Origin of the sequence: Dyella nitratireducens (assembly GCF_014642835.1) — a bacterium.
GTDB lineage: Bacteria > Pseudomonadota > Gammaproteobacteria > Xanthomonadales > Rhodanobacteraceae > Dyella_B > Dyella_B nitratireducens.
Genome location: NZ_BMJA01000002.1, coordinates 923,991 through 945,153 on the forward strand (window position 1 = coordinate 923,991; position 21,163 = coordinate 945,153).

The window sequence follows — 21,163 nt, forward strand, 5'->3', positions numbered from 1 at the left end:
CATTTGCATGATCTGCCTGTGCGCTCCTGCTATGGCGCAAACGCCCATTCCGCCGGACGTCCTGCGCACTTCCGAACAAGCTGCAGCCCTGGTTTCCGCCGGCCAGCAAGAGGCTTATCACAACGTGATGGCGGCCTACGCACGCGAAGAGAAAGCCAGGCCGAATGATGCCGGGCTGGTACTGGCGCGCTGCCACTTCATCCAGACCTTCACATACAGCGAGGAGATCGATTGGACCGACGCCGCGCAGGATGATTTCCAGGCCTGCAAGAAAGATCTCCAAGCGCGCTTCCCAGACGACGCCGAAGCCAATCTCTTCATCGCCGAACAGATGGGCGGCAAGGAGGCCATCGCTTTCGCGCGTACGTTGTTGCCGGCAAGCGCCCATTGGACCTTGCAACAACGTGCGAAGCTCCACGGCATTCTTGCGCGTGGCTATACCGTGACGAAGCAGACGGACTTTGCCGGGCAGGAAGCATTGGCGTCGGTGCAGATGGATCCGGCCAGCGACCAGCTGGTGACGGCGCTGCGTTATCTGGCAAGCGTAGGGCGTACGGGTGAAGCGGAAGCCTTGCTGACCAAAACGCCCGTGGATGCGTCGATATGGAAGGAATGGTCGAGGGTAAGTTTTGCGGCCGACAGCCTGAGTCCGAGCGCGGCGCTGGCCGAACTCGAGCGTGCGACGAAAAAGGGTGAGTTCACCAACTGGTGGGTGGCGGCGCGTATTTATCTGCGCGCAGGAAAGACGGCGGAAGCAGCCAAGGCGCTCACTCACGTGGGAGGTTGCACGTGCAGCGAGACCATCCAGCAATATCAGACACGCTTGGATGTCGCGGTGGCTACCAGTGACGGCAAGGCTGCATCGACCGCGTTGCAAGCGTGGTTGACCAAGACCGGCATGTCCATGCCGTTGTTGTTTGCCTATGGAAGTCTATTGCGGCACGACCCCGCGCAATTGTTCTCGCCCGCGTTGGTACATCTGGCACTAGGCATGCTGGTGCTGATGTTGGTGCTGATGTATGCGCCGAGCCTGATTGCTTTTCCGACCTATTACCGCGGCATCGTTCGTGCGCGGCTCAACAAGCCAACCGCGCCGCTTTTTTCAGGCATCGGTCTGCGGCGCATGTGGATCGGCCTGGCCATCTTTCTCGTCGCCTCCACCGTCGTGCCTTTCCTGGGCGGTGGAAGTCCCTTGCAGTCGTGGATGACGAGCAAAGTTCTGTCCAGCGATGAGCAGGCCGCCATCGTTGCCATTCAGCTGGCTACCCTTTTAGTAGGTGGCGCACTGATGGCACCCATCGCCCGGCACCTTTCGCGGCGTGATTGGCTGGGTGATCGCGGCATGATCACCGCGCTCGTCGTCGTGGCGCTTTGGGCGTTGGTGAAAGCATGGGGTGTCTGGGCGGCATGGCATTCGGGACACCTGAGCGCAGCGGTACGGAGTTCGCTGCATGACCGCATGATTGCCACGCTGGCGTTGGCGTTCGTGCATATGGGCGGACCGGCTTTCGCCTTGCTGGTGATCGCGGTGGCTGTGCCCGTCTATGAGGAGTTGATCTTCAGGGGCTGCGTATTGGGTGGGCTTACCCGGCATATCAGCTTCGGCTGGGCCAATGTCTGCCAGGCCCTGCTTTTTGCCGTGTTGCATAACGACACACCGCATTTCGTGTTCTATTTTCTGCTGGGTTTGCTCGGCGGCTGGCTGGCGCGTCGTACGCGTGGCCTGGCGGCACCGATTGCCTTGCATGCGGCGAACAACGCGATTGCCTGCGCGGCGATCTTGTTAGGTGGATGATCGTTTACGGCTTTACCGCCGTCACGACGCCATTGATGGAATACACGCGATGTATCTTCTCTGTCGGAAACACGTAGAGCCGCAGGGGCATGCCGTCTTCGTCGCTGACCACGATCTGCGTGATGTGGCCATAGCGCGCCAGTGCCGTGCATAGACGAAAAGCGTCGTCACTCATGCCAACGTTGGGCAGGTCGCTCAGCTTTTCGCCGCAGCGTTGCTGCATGTGTTCTTCGTCCTGGCTCAGCTTTGCAGCGGCCACTGCATTGTTGTGCTCGGCCTGGGCAGTGAGACGTGCGGTCCATGCTTGTTGCATTTGCTGATACTCCCCCCAGGTCATGCGCCTCGTTGGCTTGGAGCCGGCAGGGTATAGCGGTTCACGTTCAGGCGAGGATTGCTGCGCAGACGGTGGAGAAGGCTGGATCAGGCCCACGCCCAATGCTTGCAATCGGTCGAGCTTATGCTCCAGCGCAGCCTCATCGAAAACCTGCTTGCTTGCGGGGCTCGGCGGGGTTTCCGCCACCGTTCCGGCGCAAGGATGATCCTGAAATACAGTTTGATCATTGGCCTTGCAATGATAGATGGCGGTGCCCTGGGTTACTGCTGGCACTGGGCTCATTGCTGCGATGGCCAATGCCAGCCCCATGATCCATCGTCTCGTCATCATCATCATCCATCCACTCCCGGTTCTGGATCAGTTGCTGTCGCAACCCGTTGATGTTCTGGTCTCGATGCGCTCGAACCGGGTGCGGGTGCCGTCATTCTCGATGACCTGGAAATGGCCTTCGCGCAGATCCTCGATCGGGTTCACGTCGACGATGCCGCTTTTGTCGTCCTGCCACGTGATGGTGTGGGCCTGCACTTTCCAATGACCGATCAAATTTGCCGGCCAGCGGTCGAATTGACTTGGCATCATCACGTAGCTGCCATCATCTTTCAGCTCGATGCGACGCGTGATGCCTTGGCGTGTCGACGACCACAAGCCGATCAGGCGGCAGGGTCGCAGGCTGGGCGTCATCGCCTCTCGCGCTGCTTGTTGCGCGGTCGAACTCACCTGGCGCCAGCCCGACGTCGGCCTATCTCTGATCCACGCGGACAGCGACAGTATCCAGGGCATAAGCATGATGGCCAGGGCGCCATACACCAGCAGCCGGATTGAGAACGCACGAACACCGGTCAATCGCGGCCAGGGCACGCGGCGCAACAAGCGGTAGAGCAGCCATAAGCCCGCACAAACCAGCATGACCCACTTGAAGTTCGTCGCCGCTCGCCAGGCGATAAGCCACGGTGATTCGGATGGCTTGGCGTCATCCTGTTTTGCGGACGGAGGTGGTCTGGGATCCATCGCCGTGGTGGGAGAAACATAACGGTCGCCCGCCGGTGGCGGCTCAAACCCTGCGCAGCTCGCCTTGCGATAAAAAAAGCCAGCGCCTGGTTCCTGCGTCCCGTTGCCCGCGCCGACCACCACGACAGTGCCGTCGTCCATCACCGTCATGTTGTGCTCAAGACTGCCGAAGCCTGGATCCGATAACGGAAATACCCGCGCGTCGCCGGCGCGATAGAGCGCGATGGGGTAGGTCGACAACGCGCAACCGTCTGGCAGATGCTGCGCGTCGGGCCCCATGCCGTGCCCCATCAGCACGTAATCCCACCAACCTGTGCGGGCGTTCCACAGCATCGCGGTAAATCGCGCGGGATCGAAATCATGCAGGAAACGTGCACCGGCATCGTTCACTTCGAAGCGTTGGTTGCTCGCCGGATCGGTCACCGTCGCAAAGGGTTGTGATGCATGAACCGGGGCGCCGTAAGTCAGACCGTCCTGATGCCAATCGACGCGCCATGTCGACCATTGGTTGCTGTCGTCATACACCGCCGCCTCATGCATGTTGGCGATGGCGAAGGCGCGCCCATCGGGTAGCAGCCCTAATTGGGGGGGCGAGGTGGTGAGATATTGCAGATTTGCCTTGCCGCAAAGCGACCATGTGTTCTGACTGGCGCTCCAGCGCTGGCATTGCAATGCATGCTCTGTATCCACCATGACGTAGATGACGTCTCCGGAAGGCAGCATCAACGCCTTGGCTCTGCCTGCCTTGGCGGGATTGAGCGTGCCGGCATCGCTCCAGCGATGGGAGGTGGCATCCCAGATACGAGCCACGGGAATACCGCTGAAATCGTCGGCCAGATAACCCACCAGCATCAAACGTTGGTGGGACAGTTTTGCGATCGCTGGCGCTGATTGCCAGGCGGGCACGGTGTCATCCGGTAATGGCCCGGGTTGCCAGCGCAGCACATGGCTTGGCGTAAAAATCAGCACACTGCCGTCGGGCCGCACGGCAAGACTGACCGGACTGGACATATCACTTTCATTGGCCGGCGCGGCGCGGCCTGCGAGTTGCCAGTCTCCCGATCGCGGACTCCACAACCATGCCCAGGGCAAAGACTGTCCTTGGATGGTGGGAATCCACGCACCGCCGGCAACCAGTACATCGCCGGAGGATAAGCGTGCGGCAGCATGCCCATACAACCCGACCGGCAGTTCCGCCGCATCGCTCCAGTTGCCGGTGGTGGGATCCCATAGTTCCACCGAGCGTAATGGCCTGCCGTCCTGGCCGATGCCGCCGGTTACCAGTACGCGGCCATCGGCAAGCAGCGTCGCGGTGTGGCTGTAGCGTGCTATGTGCATCGGCTGCAGGGTCTTCCATGCAGTGCCTTGCGCGTTGAGCAGTTCGGCCGACGCCAATGGGTTGCCGTTGGCATCGAAACCGCCGGTCACCAGCAAGCTGCCGTCGGGCAATGCGATGGCATTGTGCTTGGCACGGGCGGTGCCCATGGGCGGTACGGCATCGAGCTTGCCGTGTGCGTAGAGCTCCACGCTGGCGAGCACGGGCTCGCCCTTTTCTTGCGACAGTTGCGGATCACTTTCTCCGCCCACCAGCAGAACGCTGCCGTCCCGCATCAGCGTTGCGGTGTGGAAGATGCGGGTCTGCGCCAGCGCTGGCACGGATTGCCATTGGCGCGTTGCGCTATCCCATAGCGATAGCCCGGCATACGGCGTGGATGGCGAGGGATCGTTAAGCAGCTTGGCAGCGTCGCACAAGCCACCTGCCATCAGCACCTCACCGTTGGGAAGCAGCGTGGCGGTATGCAGAAAGAGGTTGCCGAATTTGCATTCGGGTGCGCCCGAAAGCCTGCGCCAACCGCCGCTTGCGGGATCGTAGAGCTTGGGCGAGGGATCGGGTCCGCCGTCTACACCTTGGCGTTGGCGCAAGGCATCGCTCTGGTCTTGCTGTGTGCGCCACTCATTGGGCGACACGCCGTAGCCATAAACCAGGATGCTGTTGTCCGGTAGCAGACTCACCGTACTACCGTGCAACGGCGCCAGATAACCCCCGAAGGGTTGTAAATGGCCAGCTGCTTCGGGTGACTCTTGGGCAAAAGACCTGGCGGCGATAAACCCAAGCACGATGACCCCGAAAAACAAAAGGCGTTTCATGATGTGGGGCATCCTTGCAGGCGCGCGCGGTCGGAGTACCAACGCAGATCGGATAACGCTTTTTGGCGGTGATCTTCACTGCTGCGCCAACCGTTGCCGGTCTGGTTGGCGCTGGACAACAGCGCATTCACCGCTTGGTCGTACGCACGGCGACTGTTGTCGGCGTGCTTGCGCAAGCTGTCGCAGCTTTCTTCAGACGAGACTGGCGCGCAGGGTTGGTCGCCATAGCTCACGCCTGCCGACGGATGGCTGCAGCGATAGATACCATCGAAGGGAGCAGGAGCTGGCGGTGGCACCAGCGACAGGTAGCGCTGGTAGTCGGCGTACTGTCGAAGGTATTCCGCCCGGTACGGGCTGGGCGGCATTTGCAGGATGGTGGTGTGATCTGCGTTTATGGCCTGCATCGCGGCAGTCGAATTTGCGCGACCACTGCGTAGGCCTTCCAGTGCCGACGACAGGCGATCCAAAGAAGGCGCCAATCGTTCGTAGCGCAAGAGCTCGTCCATTCTCCGGCATTCGGCCAGAGCTGGCATGCGAAACCTGGCTTCGACGACGGGTATGCCCGTGTCATTGCCATTCGCATGCATCGCTGCCTCCATGGCATCGTAGTTCGCGTTGACTTGTGCACGGCATTCGTCGCCGTTGCGCGAGTCGTAAGGACCGATCGCGGATACGTTGCCCGTACCCGCAGCGAGCAGCACAACGGTCGCCGCCAGGTAATAGCTGGCGCGAAGCTTGCGATGGATGGGCATCCCCTGACCCTTGTCCCCTGTTTGGGGCTTATTTAATCACCAACGCTGTTGAAAAAGAGCGTCGCGCTTGGGACTGAGATGACGATCGTGGCGGCGGGGGCTGCGCCATCTACACGTGGCGAGCCGTTTCGCGATGATCAACGCGTCGACTTGTCCGCGTTATGCAACGCCGCCACGGCAGCGGCGGCATTCACTTCCATCACGCCATTGGACAACTTGCTGCTCTGTACCAACAGATCATGCACTGCGCGCGCATCCAGATGCGGCGAAAGCGAAAGCAACAACGCGACAATGCCGCTCACGTGCGCGGCGGCCATGGATGATCCGGAGCTGAAGTCGTAGCCGCCGTCGGGTTGGGTCGTGAGGATGTCTTTGCCGGGTGCGCTCAACACACCGGTGGGTGCCGGCGACGTGCCGCTCACGCGCACAACGATCACCCCGGGCGCGTTGTCAGGGAATCCATCGACGTTTCCGCTCGGGGGCAAGGCAGCTACCACGATGCGGCCCTGGCTGAGCAATTGCTGCAGCAGTTTGTCGAGCAGCGGGTCGGCAGGGCCGCCCAGGCTCAGGTTGACGATACGTGCATCGGTGTCGATGACGGCGGCCAGTGCCTTCGCCAGCGTGAACGAATTGCAGTGTGCGCCACCGTGGGGTTCGGGTCCGTACCAGCACGCCTTGTACACACTCAGCATGGCTTTCGGCGCGATGCCGACGATGCCTTGGTGATTGTCCGCATCGGCAGCGATGATGCCTGCCACCTCAGTGCCATGGTTGTCGCGATCGAACGCCGCGGTATCGCCGCTGACCATGTCGTGGACGTCGTGGATGCGTCCTTGCAGGTCGGGATGTTTGGTGTCGGCGCCGGTGTCGACGACGGCGATATGCACGCCTTCGCCCTGGCTGAATGTTTGCGCGAGTGCAGCGTCTGTTTCTACAAAGCCACGTTGCAAGCCCACATAGGGATCGTTGTAGCGATGATGCGTTGCTGCCGCGACCGTCGCGTATACCGAATAATCCTGCAGCGGTTGCACAATTTTGACGCGATCATCCTTGGCCAGCGTTTTGATCAGATCATCGCGATGGGTGCCTGCAGGTGCTTCGACCACCACGCAATACACGCCGAGTGCCTTGATCGGCCAGCCGGCCACTTCGTGCAGGTTGTAATGCTGTTTCAGATCACCGAGCGCGGAAGCTGCGCGTTGACCGGCACCGTAATAGCCAGCCGGTGCGTAGCCCAGCATGCTGGAACCGGCATGCAGGGCAGGGGGATCGATCGGGTTGGCAACGGCCAGCACGATGTCGCGCTGGCTGTTCATCGCGGACACGGGTGAAGCCTGGCTGGATGAATCGGTAGCCGACGCAGCAGGCGCATGCACACTCAGGCATGCCACCGCTGCGGTGAACACGAATGCAGCGAGTTTCATGGCGTGTCGGATACCGGCTCCGCCAGGCGAATGCCGTGCGCGGCACGCAATTGCTGCAGCGTGTTCTGCTGGCTTGCGGTGGAAGCGGCGGGCGCTACGGTGTAGGCGCCGACGTCATTGGGACCGCCCACGACTTGCAACTGCAGTGAATGCAGCAGTGCATTCCAATCGGCGAGTGTCATGCCCGCATCGGGTACGACGCGGATGGCACCGGCAGTGGCTGGCGTGGCAGGCTCCTGGCTCAGCGTGCGATAGGTCGCGCTGTCGCCGGGCGTCCATACTTTCAACCCCAGTGCGCCGATACCGATGGCTTGAATCAGCACGGCGGCTGCCAGGGCACGGGTCAGCCAGCCACCGCTGCGGCGTGCGTGTACATGCTGCGGTGCTTCCACCGGTGCATCCAGGCGGCCAAGCAGGCGTTGCAGGCCGGCTTCCATATCCACGTCCACATGCGACGGTAGCGACATGGCTTGTTTCAGGCGCTTCTGTTGTGCAAATTCCGCGCGGCAGGCTTCGCAGTGCGCCAGGTGGTGCGTCAGCCATTCGCCTTGTTCCTGCGTAGCGCTGGCTTGCAGCACCCACGGCATCATTTCCCACGCGCGTGGGCAATCCTGGCTGGAGTAGTTCGGTAACATCGTCATGGCGCTTGCTCTTTAAAGGTAAGTGAGCGTTCGGCCAAGGCAGGCAGCACATTGCGCAGCTTGACGCGCGCATGAAACAGGCGTGCCTTCACCGTACCCACTGGGCATTGCATGATCGCGGCGACGTCGTCCAGGGTATGGCCTTCACCGTACACCAGTTCGACCACCACGCGCTGGTCGTGCGAAAGGCGTTCCAGCCCTTTGCTCAACCAGTCGCGCAGTTCGCGATCTTCATCCGGATCGTCGGCGGGCATGCGTTCTTCCGGAATATTGTCTTCAACCGGCTCCTCGCCATGCTGCCGCAGCGCCTTGAGGCCGCAGCGGTAGGCAATGCCCATGATCCAGGTGGAAACGCGCGAGTCGCCGCGGAAATCGCCGGCTTTCTGCCAGGCGATCCAGAAGCAATCGTTGATCACTTCCTCGATGACTTCGGGACGGCGGGTCTGCCGTGACAGAAAGCGGCATAACCGGCCGTGATAATTGCGATAGAGAATGGCCAGCGCGGTACGGTCGCCGGCTGCCATGCGCTGTAGCAGCTGGCGGTCGGTGGCATCGGTGTTGAGATCGGCGTCGTTCATAGGTTTGATGGCGTCGGTTGACGACATAGGTGCCAGTTTGGCGCCGAAAGGTTGCTAGAGCTTGCTATTAAAAGGACCAGGAAATCGTGGCAACCCAGGGGGCCGCGGCCATCCAGCGCTGGGACGGGGCAGTGGCGATCCGGTCCAGCTCCACCCGCCATGGCCCGAAACCCCAGGCCAGGCCCAATTGGCCGTAGCCGTAGTATGAACTCGGACGTTGGCCGCTGTACTTGTAGAAGTCCCGGAAATAGCTCCAGGCGCCATACGTACTGCCACCGTAGTAGGTTCCGGCGGGCAGGGGCTGGGCCACGCCGGCGCCGGCGGTCAGGGAAAAGTGGGCCGGCAAGGGCCAGTGGAAACCCACGTCTGCCGCGCCGCGTGGCTGGTGATCGCTGCCATGGGTAAGGCTGATGGCGGATACGCCGAACGTGAGCACGTCCCGGTACATCCAGCTCATGCTGGCTTCGGCCCGATCGAAGGCGCGGGCGCTGGCGTTGCCGGGGTAGGCGTAATAAGCCAGGCCCGCCTGCATGCGCCAATCGTCGGACAGCGACCAATAGTGGTCGACCTGGGCCAGGGTGTCGGAGCCATGTCTTGGCGAGCGCGTCTGGGTTCCTATGGACAGGCCCAGTATCCAGCCATCGGCCGAAGCCCAGGACACGGCACCTTGCAGGACGGGTGTGACAGGGGTGACGGCGAGGCCGCGATCGACCAGTTGCGAACTAAGTGCCACGGTGCCGCTGAGGCTGCTTGTTTGAGCGTGCAGCGGTGCGATGGCGATGGTTGCCGACAGGATGGCGAGGGAAATAGGGAACTGGTGAGAGCGAAGCGAACGGGATGCGTTCATAGGCTCACGCGTTTCACGTAGGTTGGGGTGCAAACCCCAACATCTCCATGCATCGCGATGTGGGGGTTTGCACCCCTACCTACAAACATGTCGCACGCGGGGCCGTCATCCTCGCGTAAGCGAGAATGACGAGAGAAACGTGCGGATGGGCGCGCGTACTGCATCATCGGCTTATAGCCGATCCCTCCAGACAAGGGAATGTCATCAGTGAAGCGTGCCGAGATACGTGATCAGATCTTCCAATTGCTTCGCATCATCGAGCCCGTCGTATTTCATCTTGGTCCCTGGATTGGCCTGTTTGGCCGGTCGTGACAGGTAGTCATGCAACTTATCGGTGGTCCAGGTCCAATGCGCCTGTTTCAATGCATCCGAATAGTTGTAGTCCGTGATCGAACCGGCAGGACGCCCGACGATGCCGAACAAGCTGGGTCCTTTCTTGTTCTTCCCCTGCTTGGGGCTATGGCATTCAGCACACTCCGACTTGAACACATCCGCCCCGGCGCTGGCATCGCCGGCCCGAACCATGGGCGAGGCCAGCATCCATCCGATCAAAAGTCCTGCTACTGCCGAACCACGCAACAACCGCCCCAAAACTGACTGGCTCACTACATCGACTCCTGTACATGTTTTTTAGAACGCCACGCTGGCGAAAAGCAGAAAGGCATTGAGGTCTTTCGCATTGGTCACCGCCGGGCTGCCGGGCGGTGCACCGAAAACGTTGTCACTGCTGCCGTTGAACTTGTTGAAGCGGAACCACTCGGCAGCCAGTTTCAAATTGGCGATGGACGTGAAGGAATCGTCCTTGCCGAACGGCGTCCAGAACACGGTGAACGAGTTGCTGGACGTATCCGGTTCCCCGTACGGCACGAAGCGCACGATGTCGTGCGTACCGGTGCTCACCATGTGGGAGATCGTGATGCCGTAGCTCTGCTTGAAGGTGTAAGTGAGCGTTGCCGTCTGGTCGTGCACCACGCCGTTCGGCAGCGCGACCAGGCCGGGCACGGAGCCGAATGGCGTGGTGGCGTAGCGGCGCCGCTCCATGATGTTGACGTAGGCAAACTGGATGATGTTCTGGCGATTGCCGAGGTACTGATACGTCACGTCATAACCGACATCGGTCACGTGTTCGCTCGGGCCACTGCGCGGCAGCTGGCGCTCGGTAGTCAAACCGACGAGGCCGGCGGAGACGAACTGGTGCTTGAAATCGCGCATGTACGCAAAGCGCGCATACACGGTATCGCTGAGCCTGCCGGGATCGCCGGAGAGGGAATAGCCCAGGTTGTACTGCATCGACGTCGGCAGCGAATTGTAGGTGCCGAGTTCGCCGTACCAGTTTTCATCCAGCAAGGCATAGAGGCTTGCACCGATCACACGATGCGCCAGCGTGTTCGAACTGGAAGGATTGAGCAGCGTGCCCGATACCGTCGGCGGGCCGTTGCTGGCGGCAGCCGGCAGCGCGTCGACCGGATCGTCGAAGCCCGGATTGTTGTTGACACTGACGCCGATCAGCGCCTGCTGGTTGCCCAGCTTGAGATCCTTGGCGACATAGCGCAGATCCATGTCGGTCAATTGCGTGTTGAATTTGTTCTGGCCGTTGTTGGCGATGGCCACTTTCACATAGCCACCCACCTGGTCCGTGACACGCCCGGCCAGATAGATATCGGCTTCGCTCAGCAGATTGCTGCTTTGGCCTTTTGCCGGCACGGTGCGCGTGCCATTGAGCTGGATGGCCGCCGGTATCTTGGTGCCTTGGCCATCCGTATCGGTATAGCCGCCCATCTTGAAGCGCATGCCGTAAGGCGTCAGCGCGGGTCCGTAGGAGCCGGCGTGGCAATCCGCGCAGGCGGAGCCGGTCTGGCGTGCATACGCGGGCACTGCGTGCGCCGTCTGCGCGGCGAACAGCGGCAATGCGGCCAGGCCATACCAAAGATGCAGCTTCCTGGGCCGGCACGGTGTGCGTCGGTGCAGCGAAGTTTGCATGGAATCTCCTTGTCTTGATCGATACGGAAAGTCAGTCATGGCGCTGGCGCTGCCACCACATGGCGCGCAGCACGCCATCGCGCCGTACGAAGTGATGCCAAAGCGCAGCCAGTACATGCAGAACAATCAATGCCAGCAGCAGCCATGCAACGTTGGTGTGCCAGGTCTGCAAGGTGTCGGCGCGATCCTCGTCGGCGGCTACCAGTGCCGGCAGCGTCAATCCGAACAGATGCACCGGCTTGTCCTGCGCATTGCTGAGTGCCCAGCCAAGCAGCGGCTGGATCAGCAGCAGGGCATACAAAGCGAAGTGCACCACGCCCGCGGCGGCACGCGTGGCCAGCGAGGTATTGCCTGGGGACGGCAATGCACCGATGCGCGCGCGTACCACCACGCGAATAAAGAACAAGGCGAGTACGAACAAGCCGAAGTGACGGTGGATTTCCAGCAGCCACTGCCTGGCCAGGCGTGCGGAAACTTCATCGCGGGTCAGGATGGCGGTGGCTGCACCGAGCAAGCACAACACGGTAAGCCAATGCACCAGCACGAGCCTCCGCGGTCGTGCCGGTGCGGCTGCGTTGTCGGCAATGTCACTGGATGTCGCCATTGTTCTCCCCGTGGCCTGAAATGACTAACTGCTTCAGCGGCTTGCACGTGACTGAAGGAGGTTTTGCGGGTGAGTGCGGAATAAAACGGGAAAGGTTGCGGTCTTCTTTTTTTCTGTATCTCCCGCGATGACCTGCTATTACCCCTGTGGGAGTAGAGATGGCTGAGGTGAGGTTGTCTGTGCGTGGTGCGCAGCGGCTGTGTAGGTTGGGGTGCAAACCCCAACATTGCCATGTCAGCCAGCACCACCATGTTGGGGTTTTCACCCCAACCTACGCGTTATCAAGCACGGTGATGCGAACCATTCCTTTGCGTTGAGGCAACCTTTCTCGAGACAGCCGGCACTCAACTGCGTAGATCACCCATCCGCAGCCGGTTCACGACATGCAAATCCAACGAGTCCAGTTGCAGCAGCATGGTGACGAGCGCGGCATGCTCGTCGCCTTGGAGAAAGATCGCAACGTGCCGTTCGAGATCCGGCGCGTGTATTACCTGTTTGCTACTAAAAACCGGGTGCACCGCGGCCAGCACGCGCATCGTCATCTCAATCAGCTGGCGGTAACGGTGCGTGGGTCGGTGACGTTTCTGCTCGATGACGGCAGCGGGCCGGTAGAAGTAGTGCTGGATGATCCTTCGCAAGGCTTGTTGCTGGGAAGCATGGTGTGGCGCGAGATGTACGACTTCAGCGATGACTGCGTCTTGATGGTGCTGGCCGACCAGCTGTACGACCCCGCCGACTACATCACCAATTACGACGAATTCCTTCGCGAGGTAAACAACCCCATGTTGCCAGCCCGCGTTTCTCACACTCCTCCTACTGCGGACGCCGAGCCACTCGGTCTGAGGCGCGCTGCTCCCTCGGTCGAGCTCGACGTACAGTCGAGTACGCCTTCACTCGCCCTCAGTCCGCATCGCACCTCAGACCGGCGGCCCGTCGCCCTCGCTACGGAGGAGTGTGAGAAACGCGGGCTAGGGGATGTGGCCGCATGCCAAAGCCGCTAGTTCTCATCGGCGCGGGCGAGTTTGCGCAAATCGCCTGCGAATACTTTCAGCATGACAGCGATTACGACGTTGTCGCTTTCAGCGTCGAACGCGATTACCTCACGCAACCAAGCCTGGCGGATCGTCCGGTGGTTGCCTTCGAAACCCTGGAAACGGCCTATCCGCCTGCAGAAGTCGACGTCTTCGTGGCAGTGCCGGCCAGCCAGCTCAATCGGCTGCGCGCGCGCCTGCATCAGGACGCCAAGCGCAAAGGCTACCGTTGCGCCACGTATGTGAGTTCGCGTGCTTTCGTGTGGCGCAACGCCGAAGTGGGTGAAAACAGCTTTATCTTCGAGAACAACGTGATCCAGCCCTTTGTGCGGATCGGCAACAACTGCGTGCTGTGGAGCGGCAATCACGTTGGCCATCGCACGGTAGTGCACGACAACGTGTTCGTCGCATCGCACGCGGTGATTTCCGGGTATTGCGAAATCGGCGAACACAGTTTCGTGGGTGTGAACGCCACGTTCAACGACGGCGTAAAAGTCGCAGCCGATTGCGTGATCGGTTCTGGCGCACTGGTGGTCAAGGATACGGAGCCGGGCAAAGTCTACGTCGGCTCGCCGGCGCGCGCTTTGCCCGGACGTTCCAGCCTCGACGTGAGGCTTTGATGCCCATGTTGACCTGGACCAAGCGTGGACTGGTATTCGAGCCTGCGCGGCACGGCGTGGGTGGATGGATGCAGAATTCTGCGCTGACGCCTACGCCCCATAAGCTGGACGAGGAAACCATTCGCGTTTATGCGGGCTTTCGCGATGTGCAAGGCGTCAGCCGCATCGGCTACGTCGACGTGTGGGCGAGCGATCCCATGGTGGTGCTGCGTGTCAGCCCCGAACCCGTGCTGGATATCGGGCGCGGCGGCTGCTTTGACGACAACGGCATGATTCTCGGCGACGTGGTCGATGCGCCGGGCGGCTTGCACATGTTTTACGTGGGTTTTCAGCGCGTCGCCAAGGCCAAGTTCCTGGCCTTCACCGGTCTGGCGATTTCCACTGACGGTGGCGACAGTTTTCAGCGCGTGCAGGAAACGCCGATCCTCGATCGAGCGCCGGGCCGCAGCACGATTGCAGCCGTGCACTCGGCGATGTGGGAGAACGGCCGTTGGCGCCTGTGGTACGCCGTGGGCGACGACTGGCAAACGATCGGCGGCCAGCCCTATCCGCGCTACCACATTCGTTATGCCGAGACCGCCTCCCTGCAGGCGATACCTCGCGCAGACCGTGTCTGCCTGTTGCCGCGCGGCACTGAGTACCGCATTGGCCGGCCGCGCGTTTATCGCATCGACAACCGGTATGCGATGTACTTCACGCGCGGCAACGTCACGGGCGAATACTTCCCCGGTCTGGCGTTGAGCGACGATGGCCTGCATTGGGAACGGCACGACGAAGCGCTTGGCCTGGGCTTGTCGGCGGATGGATGGGATTCGCGCACACTCTGCTATCCCGCCCTGATTCGCCAGCACGACACCTGGCTGATGTTCTACAACGGCAACGATATGGGCGTGGACGGCTTCGGTGTGGCCGAGGCGGTTGCGGTGCATGCGGAGGGTGAAGCGCATGTTCACGCTTAAAACCTATGATCCCGCCGACGCTGCGCTGTGGGACAGCGTGGTCGAGCAGTCACGTAACGGCAATTTGTTGCACCGGCGCGACTACATGGATTACCACGCCGATCGTTTCATCGACCGTTCGCTGATGGTGGAGCGCAACGGTGAGGCTGTCGCGGTTTTTCCTGCCAGCCTCAAGGACGGTGTGGTGACCAGCCATGGCGGCCTCACCTATGCCGGACTGATCACGACACGCGCCATGCGTGCCGAATGGACGCTGGAGGTGTTCGAGCGGATCGGCGAGCACTATCGCGCACTTGGCATGAAGCGCATCGTCTACAAAGCCGTGCCGCACGTTTTTCATGCGTATCCGGCCGACGAGGATCTGTATGCCTTGCATCGGCTGGGGGCGCGCCTGAAGCGTCGTGACGTTTCCTCGGTGATTGCGCTGCGCGAGCCGTTCGCGTTTACGGACGGACGCAGGCGTGCGGTCAACAAGGCGCGCAAGTCGACGGTTCGTTTGCAGGTGGGCGCCGATCTCGCCGGTTTCCATGCTTTGGTGACCGACGTGCTGCACAGCCGGCACGATGTGGCGCCGACCCACAGCCTTGCAGAACTGCGCTTGCTGCAGGGGCGCTTCCCGCAACAGATCGTGCTGCATGAAGCGCGCGATGGCGATGCGCTGCTGGCCGGGACGCTGGTGTATGACTTCGGGCGCGTGGTGCATACGCAATATCTGGCGGCCTCGGAAGCAGGGCGGGAGTGCAATGCGCTCAATCTGCTGCTTGCCGAGCTGATCGAACGCACTTATGCGGACCGGCACTACTTCTCGTTCGGGGTTTCGACGGAGCGGGAAGGGCAGGTGCTCAACGGCGGATTGATTACGCAGAAGGAGTATTTCGGCGCGCGCGCCGTGGTGCATGATTTTTATGAGTGGGTGTTGTGATGGGCGGCTTGCATGAAACGCCATGCTTTCCATTTTCAGGAGAGCTCCACTGCGCCTCACCGTCATTCCGGCGAAGGCCGGAATCCAGTTTAAATATGCGTCCGAAGGACACGACACTTTTTATGTTGAGTGCTTCGCACGACGTGTTTGCACTGGATTCCGGCCTTCGCCGGAATGACGGCGAGGCTAGATTGATGCTTATGGCACCTCACGGGGTGATCTAGTGGACATCCCCTTCCTCAACCTCCAGGCCATCAACGCCCGCCACGCCGACGAACTGAAAGCCGCCGCTGCGCGCGTGATCGATTCCGGCTGGTACATCCTCGGTCAGGAACTGGCCACCTTCGAGCAGGACTTCGCCGGCTATTGCGGCGTGCGCCATGCCATTGGCGTAGGCAACGGCCTGGATGCGCTATCGCTGATCCTGCGTGCGTACAAGGAACTGGGTGCACTGCACGACGGTGATGAAGTGATCGTCCCCGGCAACACGTTTATCGCCAGCTTTCTCGCCATCACCGAAAACCGCCTGGTGCCGGTGCCTGTAGAACCCGATCCGGCGAGTTTCAATATCGATTCGGCATGCGTGGCTGCTGCGATCGGCCCGCGTACGCGCGCGATCATGGCTGTGCATTTGTATGGCCAGCTGGCGGATATGCGCTCGCTGGCCGAGCTGGCCGAACGCCATCATTTGCTGCTGATTGAAGATGCAGCACAAGCGCACGGCGCATCGAGCGATGGCCGCAGGGCAGGGGCGTTCGGGCATGCGGCGGGTTTCAGCTTTTTTCCGGCCAAGAACCTCGGTGCGCTGGGTGATGGCGGTGCCGTCGTCACCAACGACACCGTGCTGGCAGACCGCGTGGCAGCGCTGCGCAATTACGGCTCCGACGTGAAGTATCGCCATCTCTACCAGGGCATCAATTCGCGTCTCGATGAGTTGCAGGCCGCTCTGCTGCGCGTGAAGTTGAAGTACCTGGACGATGACAGCGCGCATCGCCGCCACATCGCACGGCGATACCGCGAAGGCATCCATCATCCAGACATCCAGCTGCCCATCGTGCAGAGCGAAGAGCAGCACGTCTGGCATCTGTTCGTGGTGCGCTGTGCGCAGCGCGATGCATTGCAACGGCACTTGCAGGCGCATGGCGTCCACAGCCAGGTGCATTACCCGATACCGCCGCACAGGCAAGTGGCTTATCCCGGTTTGCACGGCTTGCAACTGCCGTGCACGGAGCAACTGCACCGGGAAGTGCTGAGCCTGCCGATCGGGCCGACTCTGCGTGATGAGGATGCGGATCGCGTCATCGCCGCCTGCCAATCGTTCGAGTGCCCCGCATGAATATCGTGCGCGCAGGCTTCTATTCCTCCATCGCCACCGCGGCGCGGTTGCTGACCGGGCTGGTGGTGATCAAGCTGGTGGCCTGGCTGGCCGGGCCGGAAGGGGTAGGCCGGCTGGGGCAGTTCATGAGCTTGATGTCCTTGCTGGCGGTGCTGGCCGGTGGCGGCATCGGTGCAGGCATCGTGAAATACGTGGCGGAGTATCGCTACGACGCGCAAAAGCTTTCGCGCCTGTTGGCGGCAGCCTTGTGGTACGCACTGATTGCTTCCTGCTTGATGGGTTGCGCGGCGTTGTTGCTGAGCAGGCAGTTGTCGTTGTGGCTGCTGGGCGATGTCCGCTATGAAAGCCTGATTCGCATACTGGCGGTTGCACAGCTCGGCATTGCGCTCGCCAATTACATCCTGGCCGTGATCAATGGTTTCATGGATGTGCGCCGGCTCGCCATGATTCAGGTGCTGGGCTCGGCGCTTAGTGTGGCGATGGCGGTGGGCCTGTCGCACTGGCTGCATTTGTATGGCGTGCTGCTGGCACTGGTGGTGGGGCAACTGCTGTTGCTGGTCGTCGGCTTGCCGGCATGGCGGCGCAGTCCGTACTTCCAGCGCAGCATGCTGCGCATGCATTTCGATCGCGAGATGAGCCTGAAACTGGCGGCTTTCTCGGTGATGACGCTCACCTCGGCCTTGCTGCCGCCGCTGATCAATATCGCGGTACGCAACCATCTGGCGCTGCAGTTCGGCTGGAGCGAAGTGGGTTACTGGCAAGCGGTCAGCAAGGTGTCGGACGCCTATCTGCTGTTTCTGACCACCGCCATCAATATCTATTACTTGCCCAAACTTGCTTCCACGCATGAGCGCACCTCGCTGGCGGCCGAATTGCGCAATGCCTACCGCCACCTTTTGCCGGCAGTGGTCGTGCTGGCACTGCTGGTGTACGCGTTGCGCGGCTGGGTGACGCGGCTGTTGTTCAGTGCGGACTTCTCCGCGGCCAATGCCTTGTACGGCCCGCAACTGATCGGCGACGTGATCAAGATCGCCTCCTTCATGCTGTCCTATCTGATGCTGGCCAAGGCCATGACGCGGCTGTTCGTCATTTCCGAATGCGTGTTTGCGTTGAGCTACCTGGCGCTTGTTTACGTGTTCACCGCATCGTTCGGCCTGATCGGGGCGATGTATGCCTTTGCGGTCAATTACCTGTTCTACCTCGTGTTCAACATCGTCGTGGCGCGACGTTACCTGGGGGCATTATGAAGGCGGCGGTCAAACCGCTGGTGTCGGTGCTGATTCCGGCCTACAACCACGAACGCTTCGTGGAGCGCTGCCTGGATAGCGTGCTGGAAGATCCGTATCCGGCCAAGGAAATCGTCATCATCGACGATGGCTCTACCGATCGCACCGGCGAACGCATCGCCGAATGGGCGGCCCGGTACGCAAGGCAGTTGCGCGTGGAATACGTGCGCCACGATGAAAACCGCGGCATCGCCGCCACCTTGAACGAGCTGGCAGCACGCGCGCATGGCGAATTCCTGCGCCTGGGCGCCAGCGACGATTACCTGCTGCCGGGCGGATTGGCGGCGCAGGTGAATTATTTGCAGCAGCATCCGCGCAAGCGGGCGGTGGTTGGCGATTCCATCGTCGTGGATCAATACGGCAACAAGCTGCATGACAGCGGCATGCGCGACCTGCATGGCGCTGATAAACGCCTGTACAGCAGCGACGAGGGTATCCGGCGCGCGGTGATCAGCCAGTGGGCCATCGGCGGCCCGGTCGCCTTGCTCAGGAAAAGCGCGCTGGAAACGGTCGATCGCTGGACGGAAGGCCTGCGCATCGATGATTGGGATTTCTTTCTGCGCCTGGCTGCGCGCGATGCGCTGGGTTTTATCGACATGCCGGTCTGCGCCTATCGCCTGCATGGCAACAACGTCAGCAAGACGCGGCATACCGCGACGCGCATCGTGAACCTTACCGAATCCTGGCATGTCGCGCGCCGCCGTGCGGATCTGTTCGACGAACCTTATCGCAGCTTGCTCAAGGCGCAGTCGCACTACATCAGCGCCAAGATCGCCTTTCTGCAGAAGCGTTCCATTTTGCTGGCTTGCCATCTGCTGGCCTACCTGTCGTGGTTGATCGCTTCGAAAGTCCGCCTGCCGCCGGCCGGCCGGCTGGTGGAGAAGACATGAGCCGGCTGCTGCGACTGCCATCGATCTATCTGGTTTTGCCGATTCTGCTGGCTTGCGCATGCACGCTGCTTAGTTACGATCTGCCGGGCGATTACCTGCAGGGCATGCTGTTGCTGGTGATGGCGGCGCTGGGCATCCTGCTGTTCGATGTGTTTGCCGGTCCGCGCTTGCCAGCCATGCATGTTTTCCGTTCGCGCCGCTATGCCGGCACACGCGAATCGTTCGTGGCCTTGGCATTCGCCGCCGGCATCATCGTGTTCTGCCTGCTGGACCTGGGACTGTTCCCGATTCCGCTGCTGGTTGACCCTTCCTCCTATGCCACGATGGAAGGCGGTCATGAGCATATCCGGCATATATCCGACATGTGCTGGACCTTGCCGCCGATCGGCGTGCTGTGTGCGCGTAACAAAGGGCTGCGCAATCTGCTGGTTTTTATCGGCGTGGCGTTTCCGGTGCTGGTGATCGACCGCAACCGGTTGTTCGCATCGCTATTCTCGCTGGCCTTCGTGGTGGTGCTGCGCCGGAACGAGGCCAAGCCGCTGCCGTGGAAAGCGGTGATGTTTATCGGTGTACTCGGCGCCGGCGTGTTCTCGGTACTCGGGATTTTGCGTTCGGGCACGCTGGATACCGTGGCCCTGCCTTTCAGCGATGCATATCGCGCCGCACCGTCGGGCATCAAGTGGCTGCTGCTGTATATCAGCGCCGGCCCCTACAATTTTGGCGCGATTCTCGCCAAGCACTATGTCAATGCGACATTCCTGATCAACCAGCTGGTGCCAGGCGCCGGTTCCATCGCCACTGCCGGCACGGATATTCCGCTCGATGCACCGAACATCAACGTAGGCACCGAGTTCTTTCCGTTCCTGATGGCTTGGGGAGCGACGGGAGCGGTGCTGTCGATGGCCGGTCTCTATGCCTTGCTGGCGTGGAGCGTGCGCCGCTTACAGCCAGCCGCGGCGCTATTCCCCTTGCTGATTTTCCTGCGCATTTCCTACTGCTGCGTCATGTCGCCGTTCGCCCCGCAGGCGTACACCTGGAGCAACGCCGGTTTCATCCTCGTGTGCCTGGTGCTGGAACTGCTGGCGGCATGGCTGCCGAACAGAGCACATACCTTGCATTCCCACGCATGAGTCCAACAGCTATGCAACGAGACGACATCTACCTGATCGATATGTGGCGGCTGCTACGCCGCGAATGGCTGTGGTTCGTGGCCGTGTTTGTCGCCATGCTGCTGGCCACCTTTACCTTCCTGTCCGTCACCAGGCCGCAATGGCAAGCCAATGCCTGGATCCAGATCGGCCAGGTCGACACGGCGCCGGCGGGACAGGATCCCAAAGTGGAGCCATTGCAACGCGTGCTCGAACGCCTGCAGTTGATTCCGTTTCAGAACCAGATACTGCAAAGCATCGGCATTGCATCGAATACGCCGGACGCAGGGCTTTATCGCAAGAGCCTGAAAATCGAGCCGCTGCCGTACGCCGGTCCGCTGGTGAAGCTGACCGTGCGCGGACACTCGGCCCAGCAAGCGAAGCAATTTGCCGAGGCAACCGTTGCCCAATTGCAGACGATCCATCGGGGCCTCGAGACGACCCAGCTGACTCTCGCACGTCAACGCCTGGATGAGGTCCAGCGCGATGTACAGAACGTGATGGCCGAGCGGGACCGCCTGCAGCAAGCCGTCACGCAAAACAAAGACACCTTCGCCGGCTTGTTGTTGGCCAGCAAGAACGAGGAACTGATCGATTTGCAGCAGACACGCAGCGATCTGCTGGGCCGCCTCAGTGCCACTTACACCTATGAAACATCGCTGATGTGGCCGGTATATGTGCCGGAGCATCCGGCGTTTCCCAATCCGTTTCTGACGTGGGGAATGGGTGTTGTGGCGGGTTTGTTCCTGGGTGTCGTCGCGGCGGTAGGGAGGAATGCGTTGCGGCGCAGGGCGGTGGTGGCTTCGCACGTGCAGCACATTGTTGAGCGTGTGTAGGTTGGGGTTCGCACCCCGACCTAA

19 protein-coding genes and 1 pseudogene are annotated in these 21,163 nt (G+C 61.2%); 10 read left to right on the forward strand and 10 right to left on the reverse strand.

Translation table 11 applies throughout. The annotated features are described in order from the left end of the window. The first annotated feature begins 7 nt into the window (after positions 1-7). Positions 8-1,795: a CPBP family intramembrane glutamic endopeptidase gene (locus IEX75_RS14935; RefSeq protein WP_229720845.1), complete on the forward strand. Its 1,788-nt coding sequence runs from the start codon at positions 8-10 to the stop codon at positions 1,793-1,795. 4 nt (positions 1,796-1,799) lie between these two features. On the opposite strand, the gene IEX75_RS14940 is transcribed toward IEX75_RS14935, so the two are convergent. From IEX75_RS14940 to IEX75_RS14985, 10 genes are all read right to left on the reverse strand, one after another. Then, the gene (locus IEX75_RS14940; RefSeq protein WP_188795081.1) at positions 1,800-2,465 is read right to left on the reverse strand and encodes a hypothetical protein; all 666 of its coding nucleotides are present in this window, start codon (positions 2,463-2,465) and stop codon (positions 1,800-1,802) included. A 21-nt stretch (positions 2,466-2,486) separates the two neighbouring features. Next, positions 2,487-5,285 (reverse strand): Kelch repeat-containing protein, encoded by a 2,799-nt coding sequence (locus IEX75_RS14945; RefSeq protein WP_188795082.1) that lies wholly within the window; start codon positions 5,283-5,285, stop codon positions 2,487-2,489. Beyond that, on the reverse strand, positions 5,282-6,037 hold the full coding sequence (locus IEX75_RS14950; RefSeq protein ID WP_188795083.1) for a hypothetical protein: 756 nt from the start codon (positions 6,035-6,037) through the stop codon (positions 5,282-5,284). Before IEX75_RS14950 ends, IEX75_RS14945 begins: the two co-directional genes overlap by 4 nt. A gap of 137 nt (positions 6,038-6,174) precedes the next feature. After that, complete coding sequence (locus IEX75_RS14955) at positions 6,175-7,461, reverse strand: S8 family serine peptidase (protein ID WP_188795084.1); 1,287 nt, start codon at positions 7,459-7,461, stop codon at positions 6,175-6,177. Beyond that, entirely contained in the window at positions 7,458-8,102 is a 645-nt protein-coding gene (locus IEX75_RS14960) for an anti-sigma factor (protein WP_188795085.1), read from the reverse strand. The genes IEX75_RS14955 and IEX75_RS14960 overlap by 4 nt, the downstream gene beginning before the upstream one ends. Further along, positions 8,099-8,680 carry an RNA polymerase sigma factor gene (locus IEX75_RS14965; protein ID WP_188795086.1) on the reverse strand — a complete coding sequence of 194 codons (582 nt, stop codon included), beginning with the start codon at positions 8,678-8,680 and terminating at the stop codon, positions 8,099-8,101. The genes IEX75_RS14960 and IEX75_RS14965 overlap by 4 nt, the downstream gene beginning before the upstream one ends. A gap of 67 nt (positions 8,681-8,747) precedes the next feature. After that, positions 8,748-9,527, reverse strand: coding sequence for a TorF family putative porin (locus IEX75_RS14970; protein ID WP_229720846.1), 780 nt, complete (start codon positions 9,525-9,527; stop codon positions 8,748-8,750). A 204-nt stretch (positions 9,528-9,731) separates the two neighbouring features. Continuing rightward, the gene (locus IEX75_RS14975) at positions 9,732-10,067 is read right to left on the reverse strand and encodes a c-type cytochrome (protein ID WP_188795724.1); all 336 of its coding nucleotides are present in this window, start codon (positions 10,065-10,067) and stop codon (positions 9,732-9,734) included. A gap of 90 nt (positions 10,068-10,157) precedes the next feature. Beyond that, complete coding sequence (locus IEX75_RS14980) at positions 10,158-11,507, reverse strand: cytochrome C (protein WP_188795087.1); 1,350 nt, start codon at positions 11,505-11,507, stop codon at positions 10,158-10,160. A 31-nt stretch (positions 11,508-11,538) separates the two neighbouring features. Then, on the reverse strand, positions 11,539-12,111 hold the full coding sequence (locus tag IEX75_RS14985; protein WP_188795088.1) for a cytochrome b: 573 nt from the start codon (positions 12,109-12,111) through the stop codon (positions 11,539-11,541). Positions 12,112-12,494: 383 nt separating this feature from the next. On the opposite strand from IEX75_RS14985, the pseudogene IEX75_RS14990 reads away from it, so the two are divergent. From IEX75_RS14990 to IEX75_RS15030, 9 genes and pseudogenes are all read left to right on the forward strand, one after another. Beyond that, positions 12,495-12,890: pseudogene (locus IEX75_RS14990) on the forward strand (sugar 3,4-ketoisomerase); the annotation flags it as partial. Between the two features lie 206 nt (positions 12,891-13,096). Next, a complete protein-coding gene (locus IEX75_RS14995; protein ID WP_188795089.1) occupies positions 13,097-13,762 on the forward strand; it encodes an acetyltransferase in 666 nt (221 codons plus the stop codon). A gap of 5 nt (positions 13,763-13,767) precedes the next feature. Further along, a complete protein-coding gene (locus IEX75_RS15000; RefSeq protein ID WP_188795725.1) occupies positions 13,768-14,721 on the forward strand; it encodes a glycoside hydrolase family protein in 954 nt (317 codons plus the stop codon). Beyond that, positions 14,708-15,643: a GNAT family N-acetyltransferase gene (locus IEX75_RS15005; RefSeq protein ID WP_188795090.1), complete on the forward strand. Its 936-nt coding sequence runs from the start codon at positions 14,708-14,710 to the stop codon at positions 15,641-15,643. The genes IEX75_RS15000 and IEX75_RS15005 overlap by 14 nt, the downstream gene beginning before the upstream one ends. Before the next feature lie 223 nt (positions 15,644-15,866). Next, complete coding sequence (locus tag IEX75_RS15010; RefSeq protein ID WP_188795091.1) at positions 15,867-16,979, forward strand: DegT/DnrJ/EryC1/StrS family aminotransferase; 1,113 nt, start codon at positions 15,867-15,869, stop codon at positions 16,977-16,979. After that, positions 16,976-18,226: an O-antigen translocase gene (locus IEX75_RS15015; protein WP_188795092.1), complete on the forward strand. Its 1,251-nt coding sequence runs from the start codon at positions 16,976-16,978 to the stop codon at positions 18,224-18,226. Before IEX75_RS15010 ends, IEX75_RS15015 begins: the two co-directional genes overlap by 4 nt. Continuing rightward, complete coding sequence (locus tag IEX75_RS15020) at positions 18,223-19,155, forward strand: glycosyltransferase family 2 protein (RefSeq protein ID WP_188795093.1); 933 nt, start codon at positions 18,223-18,225, stop codon at positions 19,153-19,155. Before IEX75_RS15015 ends, IEX75_RS15020 begins: the two co-directional genes overlap by 4 nt. After that, entirely contained in the window at positions 19,152-20,285 is a 1,134-nt protein-coding gene (locus IEX75_RS15025) for an oligosaccharide repeat unit polymerase (protein WP_188795094.1), read from the forward strand. The genes IEX75_RS15020 and IEX75_RS15025 overlap by 4 nt, the downstream gene beginning before the upstream one ends. Positions 20,286-20,296: 11 nt before the next feature. Beyond that, on the forward strand, positions 20,297-21,139 hold the full coding sequence (locus IEX75_RS15030; protein ID WP_188795095.1) for a Wzz/FepE/Etk N-terminal domain-containing protein: 843 nt from the start codon (positions 20,297-20,299) through the stop codon (positions 21,137-21,139). Positions 21,140-21,163 lie beyond the last annotated feature (24 nt).